The 19332-nt window shown below is 67.8% G+C and carries 18 protein-coding genes; 13 read left to right on the plus strand and 5 right to left on the minus strand.

All coding sequences use genetic code 11. The features are described 5' to 3' along the window. The 12 genes from dnaA (at position 1) to NUG21_RS00060 (ending at position 13319) form a co-directional block, all read left to right on the plus strand. Positions 1 to 1338 (plus strand): chromosomal replication initiator protein DnaA, encoded by a 1338-nt coding sequence (dnaA, locus tag NUG21_RS00005; RefSeq protein ID WP_263391933.1) that lies wholly within the window; start codon positions 1 to 3, stop codon positions 1336 to 1338. 274 nt (positions 1339 to 1612) lie between these two features. Further along, the gene (gene dnaN / locus NUG21_RS00010; protein ID WP_010340416.1) at positions 1613 to 2713 is read left to right on the plus strand and encodes a DNA polymerase III subunit beta; all 1101 of its coding nucleotides are present in this window, start codon (positions 1613 to 1615) and stop codon (positions 2711 to 2713) included. 484 nt (positions 2714 to 3197) lie between these two features. Next, the gene (gene recF / locus NUG21_RS00015) at positions 3198 to 4298 is read left to right on the plus strand and encodes a DNA replication/repair protein RecF (RefSeq protein WP_184502711.1); all 1101 of its coding nucleotides are present in this window, start codon (positions 3198 to 3200) and stop codon (positions 4296 to 4298) included. A 113-nt stretch (positions 4299 to 4411) separates the two neighbouring features. After that, positions 4412 to 6874 (plus strand): DNA topoisomerase (ATP-hydrolyzing) subunit B, encoded by a 2463-nt coding sequence (gene gyrB / locus NUG21_RS00020; RefSeq protein ID WP_242157815.1) that lies wholly within the window; start codon positions 4412 to 4414, stop codon positions 6872 to 6874. Positions 6875 to 6952: 78 nt separating this feature from the next. Beyond that, positions 6953 to 7804, plus strand: coding sequence for a CPBP family intramembrane glutamic endopeptidase (locus NUG21_RS00025; protein ID WP_263391934.1), 852 nt, complete (start codon positions 6953 to 6955; stop codon positions 7802 to 7804). Positions 7805 to 7872: 68 nt separating this feature from the next. Then, a complete protein-coding gene (locus NUG21_RS00030) occupies positions 7873 to 8679 on the plus strand; it encodes a M48 family metallopeptidase (RefSeq protein ID WP_263391935.1) in 807 nt (268 codons plus the stop codon). 147 nt (positions 8680 to 8826) lie between these two features. After that, positions 8827 to 10020 carry a tetratricopeptide repeat protein gene (locus NUG21_RS00035; RefSeq protein WP_184502715.1) on the plus strand — a complete coding sequence of 398 codons (1194 nt, stop codon included), beginning with the start codon at positions 8827 to 8829 and terminating at the stop codon, positions 10018 to 10020. Positions 10021 to 10172: 152 nt separating this feature from the next. Continuing rightward, the gene (locus NUG21_RS00040; protein ID WP_242082628.1) at positions 10173 to 10847 is read left to right on the plus strand and encodes an energy transducer TonB; all 675 of its coding nucleotides are present in this window, start codon (positions 10173 to 10175) and stop codon (positions 10845 to 10847) included. Between the two features lie 96 nt (positions 10848 to 10943). After that, the gene (gene exbB / locus NUG21_RS00045) at positions 10944 to 11708 is read left to right on the plus strand and encodes a TonB-system energizer ExbB (protein ID WP_019796135.1); all 765 of its coding nucleotides are present in this window, start codon (positions 10944 to 10946) and stop codon (positions 11706 to 11708) included. Between the two features lie 40 nt (positions 11709 to 11748). After that, positions 11749 to 12174, plus strand: coding sequence for an ExbD/TolR family protein (locus NUG21_RS00050; RefSeq protein WP_010340666.1), 426 nt, complete (start codon positions 11749 to 11751; stop codon positions 12172 to 12174). Between the two features lie 3 nt (positions 12175 to 12177). Continuing rightward, a complete protein-coding gene (locus tag NUG21_RS00055) occupies positions 12178 to 12591 on the plus strand; it encodes an ExbD/TolR family protein (protein WP_010340665.1) in 414 nt (137 codons plus the stop codon). Between the two features lie 320 nt (positions 12592 to 12911). After that, positions 12912 to 13319 carry an ExbD/TolR family protein gene (locus NUG21_RS00060; RefSeq protein ID WP_019796500.1) on the plus strand — a complete coding sequence of 136 codons (408 nt, stop codon included), beginning with the start codon at positions 12912 to 12914 and terminating at the stop codon, positions 13317 to 13319. Between the two features lie 193 nt (positions 13320 to 13512). Here the strand turns inward: NUG21_RS00060 and NUG21_RS00065 are convergent, their stop codons facing one another. The 3 genes from NUG21_RS00065 to cls form a co-directional block, all read right to left on the minus strand. Next, the gene (locus tag NUG21_RS00065; protein ID WP_263391936.1) at positions 13513 to 14265 is read right to left on the minus strand and encodes a pyridoxine 5'-phosphate synthase; all 753 of its coding nucleotides are present in this window, start codon (positions 14263 to 14265) and stop codon (positions 13513 to 13515) included. A gap of 12 nt (positions 14266 to 14277) precedes the next feature. Beyond that, positions 14278 to 14544, minus strand: a complete 267-nt coding sequence (locus NUG21_RS00070) for a hypothetical protein (RefSeq protein ID WP_010340662.1) — start codon at positions 14542 to 14544, stop codon at positions 14278 to 14280. A 102-nt stretch (positions 14545 to 14646) separates the two neighbouring features. Next, positions 14647 to 16119: a cardiolipin synthase gene (cls, locus tag NUG21_RS00075; RefSeq protein ID WP_263391937.1), complete on the minus strand. Its 1473-nt coding sequence runs from the start codon at positions 16117 to 16119 to the stop codon at positions 14647 to 14649. 387 nt (positions 16120 to 16506) lie between these two features. On the opposite strand from cls, the gene NUG21_RS00080 reads away from it, so the two are divergent. Beyond that, positions 16507 to 17592, plus strand: coding sequence for a PA0069 family radical SAM protein (locus NUG21_RS00080; protein ID WP_263391938.1), 1086 nt, complete (start codon positions 16507 to 16509; stop codon positions 17590 to 17592). Between the two features lie 172 nt (positions 17593 to 17764). On the opposite strand, the gene NUG21_RS00085 is transcribed toward NUG21_RS00080, so the two are convergent. Then, positions 17765 to 18472 (minus strand): 2OG-Fe(II) oxygenase, encoded by a 708-nt coding sequence (locus NUG21_RS00085; RefSeq protein ID WP_184502720.1) that lies wholly within the window; start codon positions 18470 to 18472, stop codon positions 17765 to 17767. An 85-nt stretch (positions 18473 to 18557) separates the two neighbouring features. Further along, the gene (locus NUG21_RS00090; RefSeq protein ID WP_019797178.1) at positions 18558 to 19169 is read right to left on the minus strand and encodes a flavodoxin family protein; all 612 of its coding nucleotides are present in this window, start codon (positions 19167 to 19169) and stop codon (positions 18558 to 18560) included. Positions 19170 to 19332 lie beyond the last annotated feature (163 nt).

Genomic DNA, 19332 nt, shown 5'->3' on the forward strand with positions numbered 1-19332 from the left:
ATGGATGCTTGGCCCCGTTGCCTGGAACGTCTGGAAGCCGAATTTCCAGCCGAGGACGTTCACACTTGGTTGAAACCGCTGCAAGCCGAACAGCGCCATGACAACAGCATGGTGCTGTACGCCCCGAACGCCTTCATCGTCGAGCAGGTGCGCGAGCGCTACCTGCCGCGCATCCGCGAGCTGCTGACCTACTTCGCCGGCAGCGGCGAGGTGCTGCTGCAGGTCGGCTCGCGCCCGCGCGCGCCGGAACCGGTCGCCGCCCCGCCCAGCGAGGCCGCAGCGCGCACGCCGGCGCCGCCATTGCTGGAGCCGTTCGCCGGCAATCTCGATTCGCACTACACCTTCGCCAACTTCGTCGAGGGCCGCAGCAACCAGCTCGGCCTGGCCGCAGCGGTGCAGGCCGCGCAGAAGCCCGGCGACCGCGCGCACAACCCGCTGCTGCTGTACGGCGGCACCGGCCTGGGCAAGACCCACCTGATGTTCGCCGCCGGCAACGCCATGCGCGAGCAGAACCCGAATGCGCGGGTGATGTACCTGCGTTCGGAACAGTTCTTCAGCGCGATGATCCGCGCGCTGCAGGACAAGACCATGGACCAGTTCAAGCGCCAGTTCCAGCAGGTGGACGCGCTGCTGATCGACGACATCCAGTTCTTCGCCGGCAAGGACCGCACCCAGGAAGAGTTCTTCCACACCTTCAACGCGCTGTTCGACGGCCGCCAGCAGATCATCCTGACCTGCGACCGGTATCCGCGCGAGGTCGAGGGCCTGGAGCCGCGGCTGAAGTCGCGCCTGGCGTGGGGCCTGTCGGTGGCGATCGATCCGCCCGATTTCGAGACCCGCGCGGCGATCGTGCTGGCCAAGGCGCGCGAGCGCGGCGCGGAAATCCCCGACGACGTGGCGTTCCTGATCGCCAAGAAGATGCGCTCGAACGTGCGCGACCTGGAAGGCGCGCTCAACACGCTGGCCGCCCGCGCCAACTTCACCGGCCGCGCGATCACCACCGAGTTCGCCCAGGAAACCCTGCGCGACCTGCTGCGCGCGCAGCAGCAGGCCATCGGCATCCCCAACATCCAGAAGACCGTGGCCGACTACTACGGCCTGCAGATCAAGGATCTGCTGTCCAAGCGGCGTACGCGCTCGCTGGCGCGGCCGCGGCAGGTGGCGATGGCGCTGACCAAGGAACTGACCGAACACAGCCTGCCGGAAATCGGCGATGCGTTCGCCGGGCGCGACCACACCACCGTGCTGCACGCCTGCCGCCAGATCAAGCACCTGATGGAGACCGACGGCAAGCTCCGCGAGGACTGGGACAAGCTGATCCGCAAGCTCAGCGAGTAGGGCGGCCGGCGGTGCGGAGGACGCCGGATAAATCGGTGCATGACTTCGCGACAAATCCGGGAGAAACTGTGGATAAAGCGCGACGCGGCGGCGACGGCAAAACTATCCACAGGTTTCCCCACCAGTTCCGGGACAGTAGTACACGGGATTGGGAGCGCCAAAAATTCTTTGTTTTCAGTGGCTTGAGCTACATTTGCACCGAATTTCGCTCTACCATCACCACCAAGCTCTTGATTTATTCCACATCTTTTAAAGCATAGGGGCACGGAACCACATGCGTTTCACACTGCAGCGCGAAGCCTTCCTCAAGCCATTGGCGCAAGTCGTCAATGTGGTCGAACGCCGCCAGACCTTGCCGGTTCTGGCCAACTTCCTAGTGCAGGTGCAGGGCGGCCAGCTGTCGCTGACCGGTACCGATCTGGAAGTGGAAATGGTCTCGCGCATTGCGGTCGACGATGCCCAGGACGGCGAAACCACGATCCCGGCGCGCAAGCTGTTCGAGATCGTGCGTGCCCTGCCCGACGGCAGCAAGGTCACCGTGTCCCAGTCCGGCGACAAGATCACTGTGCAGGCCGGTCGCAGCCGCTTCACCCTGGCCACTCTGCCCGCCAACGACTTCCCGTCGGTCGACGAAGTCGAAGCCACCGAGCGCGTGGTGGTGCCGGAAGCCGCGTTGAAGGAACTGATCGAGCGCACCGCGTTCGCAATGGCGCAGCAGGACGTGCGCTATTACCTCAACGGCCTGCTGTTCGACCTGCGCGACCAGACCCTGCGCTGCGTGGCCACCGATGGCCATCGCCTGGCGCTGTGCGAGACCGAGTTGGAGAACGCTGGCGGCGCCAAGCGCCAGATCATCGTGCCGCGCAAGGGCGTGACCGAGCTGCAGCGCCTGCTGGAAGGCGGCGAGCGCGAAGTCGAACTGGAAGTCGGCCGCGCGCACGTGCGGGTCAAGCGCGACGATGTCACCTTCACTTCCAAGCTGATCGATGGTCGCTTCCCCGACTATGAAGCCGTGATCCCGATCGGTGCCGACCGCGAGGTCAAGCTGGATCGCGAAACCCTGCGCGCGGCGCTGCAGCGTGCGGCGATCCTGTCCAACGAGAAGTACCGCGGCGTGCGCGTGGAAGTCTCCCCGGGCCAACTGAAGATCAGCGCGCACAACCCGGAGCAGGAAGAAGCGCAGGAAGAAGTGGAAGCGGACACCAAGGTCAGCGACCTGGCGATCGGCTTCAATGTTAACTACCTGCTCGATGCGCTGTCCGCGCTGCGCGAGGAGTTCGTGGTGATCCAGCTGCGCGACGCCAACTCGTCGGCGCTGGTGCGCGAAGCCAGCAGCGCCCGCTCGCGCCACGTGGTGATGCCGCTGCGTCTCTGACGTTCTCGCTTCGTGTTCCACGTGGAACACGCGCGAAAAGCGACCCGGCCTTGTGCCGGGTTTTCTTTTTGTCGCTTGGGACGAAGCACTGCAAGGCGCATTGAGCTGGATCCGCGCAGGCCAATGACCGACGAGGTGGATCCATTCGGTGCGCGCGCAGGTCATCGACGGAGACGCTGTCCGGCTCGGCGCAAGGACATCGAGGGACGGCTTCGACGCCAAGCACATCCCGTCGTCGATGAACCGGAAGCAGCGCCCCTTCCTCCATGTCTTGCGGCTTGCGTTTCGACGCAGCGCACCGCCGTTGGGCTAGGCCGCGAGCTGCCTGGCTCAGCGGGACATAACGAAAGCGGTATGACGTAGCGTGCCCCCGCACGGGATTGCCCGACCAACGCGACCCAACCGTTTTGGGTATGCTGCCGCCCTACCCCACAGCCTTCGATCTGCGTGCGCCCGGCGCGAGCGCTTTCGCCTCTATCCCCGCATGCACGTCTCTCGCCTCGACTTTCACCATCTGCGCCGCTTCGTGACGCTCGAGTTGGCCCCTGCGCCCGGGCTGAACCTGATCACCGGCGACAATGGCGCCGGCAAGACCACGGTGCTCGAGGCGATGCACCTGATGGCCTATGGCCGCAGCTTCCGCGGCCGTGTGCGCGATGGGCTGGTCCGCCAGGGTCAGGAGGCGCTGGATGTCTTCGTGGAATGGCAGGAACAGGCCGACGATGCTGGCGCGACCCGCCGGCGGCGCGCCGGGCTGCGCCACAGCGGCCAGGAATGGCGCGGCCGGCTCGACGGGCAGGACGTCGCCCACCTCGGCACACTGTGCGCGGCACTGGCGGTGGTCACCTTCGAGCCGGGCAGTCATCTGCTGGTCAGCGGTGGTGGCGAGCCGCGGCGCCGCTTCGTCGATTGGGGCTTGTTCCACGTGGAACCTGACTTCCTGTCGCTATGGCGGCGCTATGCGCGGGCACTCAAGCAGCGCAACGCCCTGCTCAAGAGCGGCGGCAGCGGCGCGGCGCTCGACGCCTGGGATCACGAACTGGCCGAGGCGGGCGAGCCGCTGACATCGCGCCGCCAGGATTATCTGGACCGCCTGCTGCAGCGCCTGCTCGCCCTTGCCCCCGATCTGGCGCCGGCGTTGGGGATCGCGCATCTGCAGTTCGCGCCCGGCTGGCGCCGCCAGGAGGTCTCGCTGGCCGATGCGCTGCTGCTCAATCGCGAACGCGACCGGCAACTGGGCTATACCTCGGCCGGGCCGCACCGCGCTGACTGGAGCCTCAGCTTCGCCGAGATCCCCGGCCGCGACGCGCTTTCCCGCGGGCAGGCCAAGCTCACCGCCCTGGCCTGCCTGCTGGCGCAGGCCGAGGACTATGCCGAGCAACGCGGCGAATGGCCGGTGATTGCCCTGGACGATCTGGCCTCGGAACTGGACCGCCACCACCAGGGCCGGGTCCTGGAGCGGCTGCGTGCCGGCCCGGCGCAGGTCTTCGTCACCGCGACCGAAACGCCGCAGGCGCTGGCCGACGCCGGCCTGCCGATCGCGCGGTTCCACGTGGAACATGGTCAGATCCTGGCCGTTTCCTAGGCCGCCACGGGTCCGGCGGCCCGGGCTGCTATAATTTCCGCCAATCCCCTATCCAGCGGCGCGAACCGGCCCCGGCCTGTCTTCGCCGCCTCGTGGAGCCTACGGCACGCGCAATGACCGACGAACAGAACACCCCGGCAAGCAACGGCAACTACGACGCCAACAGCATCACCGCTCTGGAAGGCCTGGAGGCGGTCCGCAAGCGGCCCGGCATGTACATCGGCGACGTCCATGACGGCACCGGCCTGCATCACATGGTGTTCGAGGTCGTCGACAACTCCATCGACGAAGCCCTTGCCGGGCATGCCGATCACGTTGCGGTGACCATCCACGCCGATGGTTCGGTGTCGGTGTCCGACAACGGCCGCGGCATCCCGGTCGGCAAGCACGCGCAGATGAGCGCCAAGCTCGGCCGTGAGGTCTCCGCCGCCGAGGTGGTGATGACCGTGCTGCACGCCGGCGGCAAGTTCGACGACAACAGCTACAAGGTGTCCGGCGGCCTGCACGGCGTGGGCGTCAGCGTGGTCAACGCGCTGTCGGAGAAGCTGCTGCTGGACGTGTTCCAGGGCGGCTTCCACTACCAGCAGGAATTCAGCAACGGCGCGGCCGTGGCGCCGCTGGCCAAGCTCGGCGAGACCACCCAGCGCGGTACCACCGTGCGCTTCTGGCCGTCGGTGGTGGCCTTCCACAACAACGTGGAATTCCACTACGACATCCTGGCCCGGCGCCTGCGCGAACTGTCCTTCCTCAATTCCGGGGTCAAGATCGTGCTCGCCGACGAGCGCGGCGAGGGCCGCCGCGACGACTTCCACTACGAGGGCGGCATCCGCAGCTTCGTCGAGCACCTGGCGCAGCTGAAGACCCCGCTGCACCCGAACGTGATCTCGGTCACCGGCGAGCACAACGGCATCACCGTGGAAGTGGCGCTGCAGTGGACCGACTCCTACCAGGAGACGATGTACTGCTTCACCAACAACATCCCGCAGAAGGACGGCGGCACCCACCTGGCCGGCTTCCGCGGCGCGCTGACCCGCGTGCTCAACACCTACATCGAGCAGAACGGCATCGCCAAGCAGGCCAAGATCAACCTGACCGGCGACGACATGCGCGAAGGCATGATCGCGGTGCTGTCGGTGAAGGTGCCTGACCCGAGCTTCTCCAGCCAGACCAAGGAGAAGCTGGTCAGCTCCGACGTGCGCCCGGCGGTGGAAAACGCCTTCGGCGCGCGCCTGGAGGAGTTCCTGCAGGAGAACCCCAACGAGGCCAAGGCCATCGCCGGCAAGATCGTCGATGCCGCCCGCGCCCGCGAGGCCGCGCGCAAGGCAAGAGACCTCACCCGCCGCAAGGGCGCGTTGGACATCGCCGGCTTGCCCGGCAAGCTGGCCGACTGCCAGGAAAAGGATCCGGCGCTGTCGGAGCTGTTCATCGTCGAGGGTGACTCGGCAGGCGGCTCGGCCAAGCAAGGCCGCAACCGCAAGAACCAGGCGGTGCTGCCGTTGCGCGGCAAGATCCTCAACGTCGAGCGCGCGCGCTTCGACCGCATGCTGTCCTCCGACCAGGTCGGCACGCTGATCACCGCGCTGGGTACCGGCATCGGCCGCGACGAGTACAACCCGGACAAGCTGCGCTACCACCGCATCATCATCATGACCGACGCCGACGTCGACGGCGCGCACATCCGCACCCTGCTGCTGACCTTCTTCTACCGGCAGATGCCGGAGCTGATCGAGCGCGGCTACGTCTACATCGGCCTGCCGCCGCTGTACCGGCTCAAGCAGGGCAAGCAGGAGCTGTACCTGAAGGACGACAACGCGCTCAACGCCTACCTGGCCAGCAGCGCGGTCGAAGGGGCGGCGCTGATCCCGGCCAGCAACGAGCCACCGATCACCGGCGCGGCGCTGGAGAAGCTGCTGCTGCTGTTCGCCAGCGCCAACGAGGCGGTGGCGCGCAATGCGCACCGCTACGACCCGGCACTGCTGAGCGCGCTGATCGACCTGCCGCCGCTGGACGTGGCCCAGCTCGAGGCCGAGGGCGAGGCGCATCCGAGCCTGGAGGCGCTGCAGGCGGTGCTCAACCGCGGCAGCCTGGGCTCGGCGCGCTACAGCCTGCGTTTCCAGGCCTCCAACGCGCAGCGTCCAGCTACCCTGCTGGTGGAGCGCCGGCACATGGGCGAGGAGACCACCTACGTGGTGCCGATGGCGGTGTTCGAGAGCGGCGAGCTGCGTCCGCTGCGCGAGATTGCGCGGGAGCTGCACGGGCTGGTGCGCGAGGGCGCGCAGATCGTGCGCGGCAACAAGACCCAGGCCATCACCAGCTTCGCCCAGGCCTACGCCTGGCTGTTCGAGGAGGCCAAGAAGGGCCGCCAGATCCAGCGCTTCAAGGGCCTGGGCGAAATGAACGCCGAGCAGCTGTGGGAGACCACGGTGAACCCGGACACGCGCCGCCTGCTGCAGGTGCGCATCGAGGACGCGGTCGCCGCCGACCAGATCTTCAGCACCTTGATGGGCGACGTGGTCGAACCGCGCCGCGACTTCATCGAGGAAAACGCGCTGAAGGTCGCCAACCTCGACATCTGACCGCGGCGGCGGTCGGCCCGGCGCGTGCCGGGGCCGGCTGCCCTCCGTGCCTTCCGCCCGCTTCCGCGCAGGACCGCGATGACCGCACCGCCGCCGTTACCCGCCGCTCCGCTGTCTTTGTCCTCCCCGCCGACGCCGACCCGTCCGCGCCGGCCGATCCTCGGTTTCTTCCTCGACGTGCTGCTGGCGGCGGTGGTGCTGCTTGGGGTGAGCGTGCTGTGCGGCCTGGTCTGGGGCGTGCTGCGCGGCTTCCAACTGGCCATGCAGCTGAAGGCGCAGGGCATTCCCGCCGATCGCCTGGCCACGCTGGTCGCGCAGCAGGTCGGCCAGCCGGGCGCGCTGGCGCAGCTGCTGATCGCGCTGGTCAGCACCCTGTCCGCAGCGCTGTTGCTGTACTTCCTGCGGCGCCCGGCCAGTGCCGCCGAGCGCCGCGCCTCGTGGCAGGCGGCGCGCGTGCCGTCGACCTGGGGCTGGGTGCTGCTGGTCGCGGCCGGGGTGTTCTTCGGCAGCGCGGCGATCTCCGCGGTCACGGCGCAGTTCGGCATCAAGCCCGAACCCACCAACCTGCCGCTGATGCGCGAGGCGATGGCGCAGATGCCGTTGTTCCTGATCGTGTTCGCCGTGGTGATCGCCCCGGCCTACGAGGAACTGCTGTTCCGCCGCGTGCTGTTCGGGCGGCTGTGGGATGCCGGCCGGCCACGGCTGGGCATGCTGCTCAGCGGCGCCGCCTTCGCCCTGGTGCACGAGGTGCCGGGAACCACCGGCAACAGCCTGGCCGCGACCGCCCAGCTGTGGCTGGTCTACGGCGGCATGGGCGCGGCGTTCGCCTGGCTGTACAAGCGCACTGGCACCCTGTGGGCGCCGATCGCCGCGCATGGGCTCAACAACGCCCTCGCGGTGGCCGGGCTCTATTGGTTTGGCGCAACCTGAAGGTTTGTTTGACGAAATGTTAAGACGTGGCCCCCCACACTGCCACGCGTGTTAGGAGGGGGGACCGTATGAAACAAGTGGTACTTGGCGCGTCGCTCGCGATGCTGCTGGCAGCGTGTGCGACGACGACATCGCCAACCGGGCGCACCCAGGTCGTCGGCGGCATCTCGCAACAACAACTCGACCAGATGGGCGCGCAGGCGTTCGCCGAAGCCAAGGCCAAGGAACAGCTGGACACCGATTCCAAGCGCAATGCGTACGTGCGCTGCGTGGTCAACGCGCTGGTCGCGCAACTGCCCGACCAATGGCGCGGAACCGGCTGGGAAACCGCGCTGTTCAACGACAAGGAACCCAACGCGTTCGCCCTGCCCGGCGGCAAGGTCGGGGTCAACAGCGGCATCTTCAGCGTGGCCAAGAACCAGGACCAGCTCGCCGCCGTGCTCGGCCACGAGATCGGCCACGTCATCTCGCGTCACCACGAAGAACGCATCACCCGCCAGCTCGGCGCGCAGGCGGGCCTGACGTTGGCCAGCGCCGTCGTCGGCGCGCGCTACGGCCAGGGCGCGGCCGACACCGTCGGCCAAGTCGGCGGCATGACCGCGCAGGCGGCTTTTTTGCTGCCCGGTTCGCGCCAGCAGGAAACCGAGGCGGACATCGTCGGCCAGCGCCTGATGGCGCAGGCCGGATTCGACCCGGCGCAGGCGGTGGATCTGTGGAAGAACATGATGGCCGCCGGCGGCGATCGTCCGCCGCAATGGCTCTCCACCCACCCCGATCCCAGTGCCCGCATCGGCGAGCTGCAGCGCGACGTCGCCGCGCTGGAACCGGTGTATGCGCAGGCGCGCAGCGCCGGCAGGACGCCCAAGTGCGGCTGAGTCGGTCGTCGTCCCCGCGCCTGTCACAGAAAACGCATCTAAAAACGTTTTCACGGCGTACAGGTTTCTGATAGGTTTGCTGGCTCGGCCGAGGAATGGCCGCTCCGTCTTCCGTGCCGCTCCGGGCGGTTTCCACCGAGGTGACCCATGAAATTCCGCATCCGCAAGCAAGCGTTGTTGTCCCTGGTGATCGCAGGTGCCCTCGGTGGCGCAGTGGTGACCGATGCCGCTGCGCAGAGCGATCGCTCCGACCACCGCTCCTCGCGCAACGCGAAGACCGAGAAGGCGGCGGTGCTTTTCCCCAACGCCGAGCGCAAGGAGCCCAACGGCAAGCCGTCGTCCAAGCTCGGCAGCAAGCTGCAGAAACTGATCGACACCTACAACAAGGGCGAGGACTACGCCTCGGTGCGCACCCAGGCCGACGAGATCCTGGCCAACAGCGGCGCCAACGAGTACGACAAGTCGCTGGCCGCGCAGCTGGCCGCGCAGGCCGCCTACAACCTCGACGACAGCAAGGCCGCGCAGGCGTACCTGAAGCAGGCGATCCAGTTCAACGGCCTGGACAACAACGGCCACTTCCAGTCGATGCTGATGCTGGCGCAGTTGCAGCTGCAGGACGACCAGACCGCCGAAGGCCTGGCCTCGCTGGACAAGTTCCTCGCCGAGTCCAAGTCGACCCGTCCGGAAGACCTGATCCTCAAGGGCCAGGCCCTGTACCAGGCGCAGCGCTACCAGGAAGCGATCCCCGTGCTGAAGCAGGCGATCGCCGCCTCGCCGGAGCCGAAGGACAGCTGGAACCAGCTGCTGATGGCGTCCTACGCCGAAGCCGGCCAGACCGGTGAGGCGGTCAAGGCCGCCGAGGCGCTGGCCGCCAAGTCGCCCAACGACAAGAAGGCCCAGCTCAACCTGGCCAGCATGTACATGCAGGCCGACCAGATGGACAAGGCCGCAGCGGTCATGGACAAGCTGCGTGCCGCCGGTCAGTTGACCGACGAAAAGGAATACAAGCAGCTGTACTCGATCTACGCCAACACCGAGGGCCACGAAAAGGACGTCATCGCGGTCATCAACGAAGGCATGCAGAAGGGCATTCTGAAGCCGGACTACCAGACCTACCTCGCCCTGGCGCAGTCGTACTACTACACCGACCAGCTGCCGCAGGCGATCGAGAACTGGCAGAAGGCCGCGCCGCTATCCAAGGACGGCGAAACCTATTTGAACCTGGCCAAGGTGCTGCATTCGGAAGGCCGTGTGGCCGAAGCCAAGCAGGCCGCGCAGCAGGCACTGGCCAAGGGCGTCAAAAAGCCCGAAGACGCCAAGAAGATCATCAACCTGAAGTAGCACGCAAAAAAAGCCCCCGACGACCAGTGCTGAAAGTAGTGCAGGTAACAGGGATTGGTATAAGCTTGGAGGTTCCTGCGGTGTCATCGCCGCGTGAACTTGGATCCCGCTCCACAGCGGAATCCGCCCCCCTTTAATCGAGTCATTGGCGCATGACGGAACAACTGGTCATCCATCGGCAGTACGACAAAGATGACGCCTCCGGCCTCAGCTGGCCGCGCATCATCGGTATTGCCTTCGTAATCGCGCTGCATCTTGCGGCGCTGATGTTGCTGCTGATTCCGGCCGTTGCGCCCAAGGCGGTGGCGGAGAAGGAACGCAACATCATGGTCACCCTGGTGGATGCACCGCCGCCGCCTCCCCCGCCGCCGCCGCCGCCGCCGAAGCCGCCGGAAACTCCGCCGCCGCCGGTGAAGAACCTGGCGCCGCCGAAGCCGACCCCGCTGCCGCCGCCGCCGGAAGCCCCGGTGATCGACGTGCCGGAGCCGCGCCCGAACGACGTCGCCACGCCGCCGTCGCCGCCTGCGCCGCCGGCCGCACCCTCGGACATCAGCGCTAGCGTCGATATTTCGTCGAAGAACATGAACCCGCCGAAGTACCCGCCGGCTGCATTCCGGTCGGGCGCGCAGGGCGAGGTGATCCTGATCATCGATGTCGATGCCAGTGGTAACGTGACGAACGTTGCCGTCGAGAAATCCAGCCGCAACCGCGACCTGGACCGCGCCGCCATGGAAGCAGCGCGCAAGTGGCGGTTCAATGCCGCTGTCGTCAATGGACAGAAGACTGCCGGCCGCGTCCGCGTCCCGGTCAACTTCGCGCTGAACTGATACAAGGGTTCGCGGGCCGGCGCACCGCCGGTCCGCACGGCCTGTCTACTCTTTGCACCACCCTCATCACCACCACACACAACAAAGGTAAGCGTCATGCTGCAGGAAATTTTCATCGCCGCTGCTGCGGGGGGCAACAACGCATCGAACGCCCTGTCGCAGATGGGCTTCGAGCACCTGATCACCGAAATGACCTCCAAGCCGGGTGACTTCGCCGTCTCCTGGGTGGTGCTCATCACCCTGATCATCATGTCCGCCTCGTCCTGGTACTGGACGATCATCAACATCTTCCGCGCCACCCGCCTGAAGAGCCAGGCCGACCGCGTCACCAGCCTGTTCTGGGACACCCCGAACGCGCAGGACGCCATCCGTGCGATGGAAGAGCAGCCGGCTTCCGAGCCGTTCTCGAAGATCGCCCTGGACGCCGCGCAGGCCGCTGCGCACCACCAGCGCGCCGAAGCCGGCGCCGGCACCGGCCTGGGCGAGACCCTGAGCCGTTCGGAGTTCGTCGACCGCGCCCTGCGTCAGGCCGTGACCCGCGAAAGCACCAAGCTGCAGTCGGGCATGACCCTGCTGGCGACCGTCGGTGCGACCGCGCCGTTCGTCGGTCTGCTGGGTACCGTGTGGGGCATCTACGGCGCGCTGATCAAGATCGGTGCCACCGGCTCCGCCTCCATCGACGCCGTGGCCGGCCCGGTCGGTGAAGCGCTGATCATGACCGCGATCGGTCTGTTCGTCGCGATCCCGGCCGTGTTCGCCTTCAACTTCTTCAGCAAGGTCAACAGCTCGGTGATCGCCAAGTTCGACACCTTCGCTCACGACCTGCACGACTTCTTCGCCACCGGTTCGCGCGTTCGCTGATCCCGGCTAAGTCGTCCACGCAACGTTAACGGAGCCCGTTATGGCTTTCAGTAGTGGTAACAGCGGCGGCCCCATGGCCGACATCAACGTCACGCCCCTCGTGGACGTGATGCTGGTGCTGCTGATCATCTTCATCATCACGGCACCGCTGATGTCCCACAAGGTCAAGGTGGAACTGCCCCAAGCCAACTTGAAGCAGGATCCGGACAAGGACGACAAGCGTTCGAATCCGATCACGCTGGCGGTCAAGGAAGATGGGTCGCTGTACTGGAACGATGAGCCGATCTCCAAGGAAGCTTTGGAGTCGCGCTTCTCGACCGCGGCACAGCAGACCCCGCAGCCGCCGCTCAACCTGCGTGGCGACCGCACCACCAAGATGCGCACGATCAACGAGATCACCAAGATCGCGCAGAGTCAGGGCATGCTGGACGTCGGCTTCGTTGCGACCAAAGAGAAGGGGAACTGAGCCATGGCGTTCAGCTCAGGAGGCGGCCGTGGTCCCATGGCCGACATCAACGTCACGCCGCTGGTCGACGTGATGCTGGTGCTGTTGATCATCTTCATCGTCACCGCGCCGATCATGACGTACCCGATCGACGTGGATCTGCCGCAGCGGGTCATCAACCCGCCGCCGCAGTTGCGCGATCCGCCGCCGCCGATCGATCTGCGGATCGATGCGTCGAACCAGGTGTTCTGGAACAACAGCCCGGTGGCGGTGAGTGCGCTCCCGCAGATGATGGAAAACGAAGTCCAGCGCGATCCGACCAACCAGCCGGAACTGCGCATCGATGCCAATCCGGATTCCGAGTACGAAGTGATGGCCAAGGTGCTGGCCGCCGCCAAGAACTCGGACATGAAGAAGATCGGCTTCGTGCAGCAATAAGCTTCACCGCAATTCGCTTCACCACAACACCTCAGTCATGACGCGACTGCAAACGCCACCGGCAACGGTGGCGTTTTTTTATGCGCGGACGGAAGCCATCCCCTGCCCGTTCGCCAGGCGTGCCCGGTCCGCGGCCGAATGCGCTGGAGCGACATGCGTCCGATTGGTTCGGACACGCGCCTCCCGTCCATCCTGCAGCCTGCTTGTCCGCCGCCCGGGCCAGGCCGTCACGCCGACCACGCCATCCTTCCCCCCCTCGCGCACCGCCGCGTAGCAGGTGTAGGCTGGCAGCGCGACACCACACCCACAGGAGGCTGGCCATGGCGTTCAGTGCTGCAGGGAATCGGGGACCGCTGGCGGAGATCAATGTCACCCCGCTGGTCGATGTGATGCTGGTGCTGTTGATCATTTTCATCGTCACCGCGCCGATGCTGACGCGGACGATCGCCATGGACCTGCCGCAGCGCGATTCGAGGCCGACGCGACCGCTGCCACCACCCGAGCCGATCGAGTTACGCCTGGATGCGAGCGGGCAACTCTTCTGGAATGCCATCCCCCTGCCCTTGCGCGAACTGCAGCCGCGGTTGCAGGAAGCGATGGCACAGGCCGGCAACAACGCACCGGATGTGCGCATCGATGCCAGCCCGGATGCCGACTACGACGCCATGGCCAAGGTGCTGGCGGCGGCGAAAAACGCCGACGTGCAGCGCATCGGCTTCGTGCAGTAACAGGCCGCCCGCGATGCGACGCCACTGTTCCGGTGGCGTCGCGCCTGGCAACGCGCGTCCCCCTGTTGCGGGAGGCAGCGGAAACCCCACGCTGACCGGACTGCGCTGATCGCTATTGTCTTGCAGAACGCGATCGCGTCCGCGCAGCGGGCAGGCCAGCAGGGTAGCGCACGCCTCGCGTGGTCGGCCTGGCTCAGCGTGCGCCGGCCAGCACCGCCAGATAGGCCTTCACCGTGGCGTCGAGCCCGGCGTAGAGTGCCTCGCCGATCAGCGCGTGGCCGATCGACACTTCCAGCACGTCCGGGACCGTCGCCAGGAACGCGCCGAGATTGGCCTGGGCCAGATCGTGGCCGGCGTTGACGCCCAGTCCGGCGGCTTGCGCGCGGCGTGCGGCGGCGGCGAACGGCGCAGCCGCGGCGCTGTCGCCCTGCTCCCACGCGGCGGCATAGGGACCGGTGTACAACTCGATGCGGTCGGCGCCCAGTTCGGCCGCCACCGCCAGATCGGGGTTGTCGGCATCGACGAACAGGCTGACCCGGCAGCCCAAGGCCTTCAGTTCGGCGATCAGCGGGCGCAGACGGTCGCTGTCGCGGCCGAAGTCGAAACCATGGTCGGAGGTGAGTTGGCCGTCGCCGTCGGGGACCAGGGTGGCCTGCGCCGGACGCGTCTGCGCGCACAGCGCGATCAGCCCGGGATAACCGGGCCGCGGCGGCGCGAACGGGTTGCCCTCGATGTTGAATTCGACGCCGCGCTCGCGAGTCAGCTCGGCCAGCGCCAGTACGTCCTCGGCATGGATGTGGCGCCGGTCCGGGCGCGGGTGCACGGTGATGCCGTGCGCGCCGGCGTCCAGGCAGGCGCGGGCGGCGTCGAGCACGCTGGGCAGGTCGCCGCCGCGCGAATTGCGCAGCACCGCGATCTTGTTGACGTTGACGCTGAGCTTGGTCATCCGGCGAACCGCTTACGGTGCCGCGGCGTCGTCGCTGGCGGCGGCCGCGGCGCGGCGCGCCTCGGCCTGCTCGCGCAGCCGGCGCAGTTCGGCCGGGTCGATCATCGGCATCGCGTCGCGCTGGCTGGCGTCGCCGATCTTGGCCACGTACCAGCCGCGCGCCCAGGCCAGCAGAAAGGCCAGCGCGGCCAGCAGGCTCACCACCAGCAACCACATGTGCGGCGTCGTGAACGCCAGAACGAAAGCACCCAGCGCGAGCGGCAGAAAGAGCCAGTACATGACGATCTCCCCAAGGATGGCGCAGTGTAGCGCTGCCGGGCGTGCCGGTTCCACGTGGCGTGGCGGCCGGCGCGCGCCGGCCCCGGCGCCGGGGCGCGGCGCTTACAGCAGCGGCGAGGTCAGCCGCGCCACCGCCTCCGGCAGTCGGTAGCGCCACAGCGAGCGCTTGCGGTCGTCGCGCACGCGCACCGCATCGGCCATCTCCCCTTCCAGCAGCTCGGCCAGTTGCCTGGTCAGCCCCCGGTCGCGGAACAGCGTGGCGACCTCGAAATTGAGCCGGAAACTGCGGTTGTCGAAGTTGGCGCTGCCGACCAGGCACAGGTCCTCGTCGGTGATCAGCGCCTTGGTGTGCAGCATGCGCGGGCCGTACTCGTAGATCCGCACGCCGGCCTGCAGCAGTTCGTCGAAGTACGAGCGCGCGGCCAGCGTCACCAGCCGCGAGTCGCTGCGCTTGGGCACCAGCAGGCGCACGTCCAGCCCGCCCAGCGCCGCCGAGGTCAGCGCCATGCGCGCGGCCTCGCCCGGCACGAAATACGGCGTGACCAGCCACACCCGCCGCTGCGCCTCGTAGATCGCCGCGACCTGCAGGCGGTGGATACTCTCCCAGGACGAATCCGGCCCCGACACCAGCACCTGCGCCTGGATGCTGCCGGCGTCGCGGCTGGGCATGTCGCTGGGCCAGATCCGCGCCATGTCGAAGGCGTCGCGCCCCTGGCGGGTGGCGTACAGCCAGTCCTCCACGAACACCAGCTGCAGGCTGCGCACCACGTGGCCTTCGCAGCGCAGGTGCAGGTCGCGGTAGGCATCGGCGCGCAGCGCTTCGTTCTCCTCGTCGGTGACGTTGATGCCGCCGGTGAAGGCGATGCGGCCATCGATCACCACGATCTTGCGGTGGGTGCGCAGGTTGACCCAGGGCCGCTTGAACTTGAACGGCCGCAGCAACTGGGTGGGATGGAACCAGGCGACCTCGGCGCCGGCCTCCAGCAGCGGCCGCAGGAAGCGCTTGCGCACCTGCGAGGAGCCGACCGCATCCAGCAGCAGGCGCACCCGCACCCCGGCGCGGGCGCGCTCGACCAGCGCGTCGCGGATGCGCGTGCCGGTGCGGTCGGGATTGAAGATGTAGTACTCCAGGTGCACGTGGTGCTGGGCGGCACCGATGTCGCGCACGATCGCCTCGTAGGTGGCCGCGCCGTCGACCAGCCACTGCACCGCGGTGGCCGAGCTGGGCGCCAGCCCGGTGGTGGCCTGGCCGATCTTGGCCAGTTCCGTGCAGTCGGCGTCCGGCGGGCACACGCTGCTGTAGTGCTCCATGCCCGAGCGCGAACGGCCGCGGCGCAGGCGCTGCCGCTTCACCTTCTGCGGGCCCAGCAGGTAGTAGATGACGAAGCCGAGGTAGGGCAAGGTGGCCAGCGACAGCACCCAGCTCAGCGTGGCCGCCGGCTCGCGTTTCTGCAGCACGATCCAGCCGCTCAGCCACAGGATGTACAGCAGGTAGGCGGCGGTGAGGTAGGCGCCGATGTGCGGGATACCGGTCAGCCGGTCCCAGGTGTTCTGCAGAGTCGCGATCACGAGCATCGGCGGATTCTAGAGGGTGGCGTGGAGGTTGCGGCGAAGGCGGTGCAGGCGCGGGATGTCGCGGTCGGCCGGCTCGACGCGGTGGCCGCCTGTCTTGCTGCTGGCAACTGGCGACGCGAACCGGCATGGCACTGCACGGTGTATGACAGCTGCCCGCGGCAGCCGCGTGACACCTGCGGGACCTGGTCGCGCGCTACGGGGACCGGGCCCCGGCCAAGCGCGGCATCATCGCGGCCGGGCACCGCGAGCGTCGACCTGCTGCGCTGCCAGCGCGCAATCCTGCGCAATCGGAGAAGGTGGCCGTGCCGCAATCGTCGGCCTGAAACATTCAGCGCAGCGGCAGGCACCGTCGCATCCGCCGAGACGCTCGGCGCGTAGCCTATGCCGATGAGCACTGCCATCAAGGGCCGCGGCGCCGGCAGCCACCTGCCCGGCCGCTTCGAACGGACCGTCAGCCAGGCCGAGGACGACGGCTGGTACCCCGACGACAGCGAGGAATTCGCCGCCCCGCGCCTGCGCACCCAGGTGAGCGAGGAGACGGCGCGCAGCATCATCAGCCGCAACCAGTCGCCGGACGTGGGGTTCGCGCAATCGGTCAACCCGTACCGCGGCTGCGAGCACGGCTGCAGCTACTGCTTCGCCCGCCCCAGCCATGCCTATCTCAACCTGTCGCCGGGGCTGGACTTCGAGACGCGGCTGTTCGCCAAGACCAATGCCCCGGAGCTGTTGCGCCGCGAGCTGGCCAAGCCCGGCTACGTGCCCAGCCCGATCGCGCTGGGCATCAACACCGATGCCTACCAGCCGATCGAGCGCAAGCTGCAGCTGACCCGGCGCCTGATCGAGGTCTTCGCCGAGACCCGCCACCCGTTCTCGCTGATCACCAAGAACGCGCTGGTCGAACGCGACCTGGACCTGCTGGCGCCGCTGGCCCGCGACAACCTGGTCAGCGTGCACTTCTCGGTGACCTCGCTGGACCCGCGGCTGTCGGCCAGGCTGGAGCCGCGCGCCTCCGCCCCGCACGCGCGGCTGCGGGCGATGCGTACCCTGCACGCCGCCGGGGTGCCGGTCGGGGTGATGGTGGCGCCGGTGATCCCGTGGATCAACGACCACGCGCTGGAAGCGGTGCTGGAAGCGGCCCGCGAAGCAGGCGCCGAGTCTGCCGGCTACGTGCTGCTGCGCCTGCCGCACGAAGTGGCGCCGCTGTTCCGCGACTGGTTGCAGGCGCACCACCCCGATCGCGCCGCGCACGTGATGAGCACGGTGCAGCAACTGCGCGGCGGCAAGGACTACGACAGCACGTTCGGCAAGCGCATGCGTGGCGAAGGCGTCTACGCCGACCTGCTGGCGCGGCGCTTCGCCCTGGCGCACAAGCGGCTGGGCTATGCCGAGTCCCCACGCCGCCGCCTGGACTGCAGCCACTTCGTCAAACCGCTGCCGCCGCGCCCGCCATCGCCGCAGGGCGAGTTGTTTTGAGCGGGGATTGAGGATTCGGGATTGGGGATTCGTCGAAAGCAGGGATTCGGGATTTGAGATTCGGGATTCGCAAAAGCGGCGCGACGCCGCGGTCCGCCGCCATTGCAATTCAACCGCCAAGAAAGCCGCTCTTGCGAATCCCCAATCCCCACTCCCTGCTTTTGACGAACCCCTACTCCCGGCCGTACAACGCCTGCGCCGACTGGAACAGGATCCAGCTGGTGGCGATGAACTTGTCGCCGCGCTGCGGGCGGTTGCCGCGGTGGGTGTGGGTGAAGGCGGTAGGGGCGATCAGCAGGCTGCCGGCGCGCGGGGCGATCTTGCGGCGCTGGAACAGGAACTCGGTCTCGCCCTCGTCGAAATCGTCGTTGAGGTACAGGGTCCACAACAGGTGCCGGTGCAGGGTCTCGGCGCCGGGATCGCGCGGATACAGCTCGCAGTGCCAGTACGGATAGCCACCCTCGCCGGCCTCGTACCACTGCAGGTTGATCGCGCCCGGGCGCAGGCAGGTGCGCGCCAGGTTGGACAGTGCCGCGTCGTCGAGCAGGGCGAAGTCGTCGGCACTGAGCCGGTGCGGCTGGCCGTCGGCGCCCGGCACCTGCAGCATCAGCGGCGAGATCAGGGTCTGCGGGTACTTGCGCAGGTAGCCCAGCAGCCCGCCGAACACGGCCTGCTGCAGTCGCTGTTCCACGTCGCGCCACGGTTCCAGGCCGCTGATGCGCAGGTCGCGGCTGCGCTTGAGCTCGGGAAACACGCCGCTGCCGACTTCGCCGGGCCGCAACTGGGTACTGCCGCGCAGACGGCGCAGGATGGCGGCGCAGTCCTCGCGGGACATGGCGCCCTCGAACACTTCGATGAAATCGGGATGCGGGTCGGACATCGCGCGACCTTACCAGCGATTTCGCAGGGTTGCAGCCGCAGCGAAGCGGCCCCCAGCGATCGGCGCGGCGACGCGGCGGGCCGCCTCAGGCCAGCGGCGGCGGGTACGGATTGGCCTTGAGCAGGCGCGCCAGGTGCGCGGCGTTGCTGGCGGCGGTCGTGATGGTGTCGGCCAGCACCTTCGGTGTCTGTTTCAGGTCCCGGTAGTCGGTGCTGCCCATGGCTTCGCCAACCCAGTACGGCGGGCTGCCGGCGGCGACGCTGAAGCCGAAATCGGTGAGCCCCTGGTACAGGTCGGCGCTGACCTTGTGCGCACCGTCCTCGTTGCCCACCACCGCGACCATGGCGACGCGGTTGAAGGTCGGATAGACGCCGTCGTCGCCGATTTCGCCAAGAAACGCATCCATGCGCTCCAGCACGCGCTGCGCCAGGCTCGACGGATGGCCGACCCAGATCGGCGTGGCCAACACGAAGATGTCTGCGTCCAACACGCGCTGGCGCAGCTGCGGCCAGGCATCGCCCTCGCCTTCGTCGGCACGCACGCCGGGCCGCACGTCAAAGTCGGCCACGCGCGCCGAATCGCCCTGCACGCCGTGCGCCGCCAGTGCCTGCAGCACCTGGTCGAGCAGGCGCTGAGTGGACGAGGGCGCGGTACCGCGCTTGAGCGTGCAGTTCAGGCCGAAGGCGCGCAGGGACATGGCTGCTTCCGTGAGGACGATGGGTGGCCGCACTGTGGCCGGTCGCGCATGCGCATGCCGTCGCTGTTGCGTGCAGGCCGGGTGAGGTGGACGTGGCGGGCTGCATCGCGACCCAGCGGTGACAGACGGACTGCGGGCGCACTGGCTGTCGTGCTCTAGCGCA

The organism is Xanthomonas sp. CFBP 8445, assembly GCF_025666235.1.
Lineage (GTDB): Bacteria > Pseudomonadota > Gammaproteobacteria > Xanthomonadales > Xanthomonadaceae > Xanthomonas_A > Xanthomonas_A indica.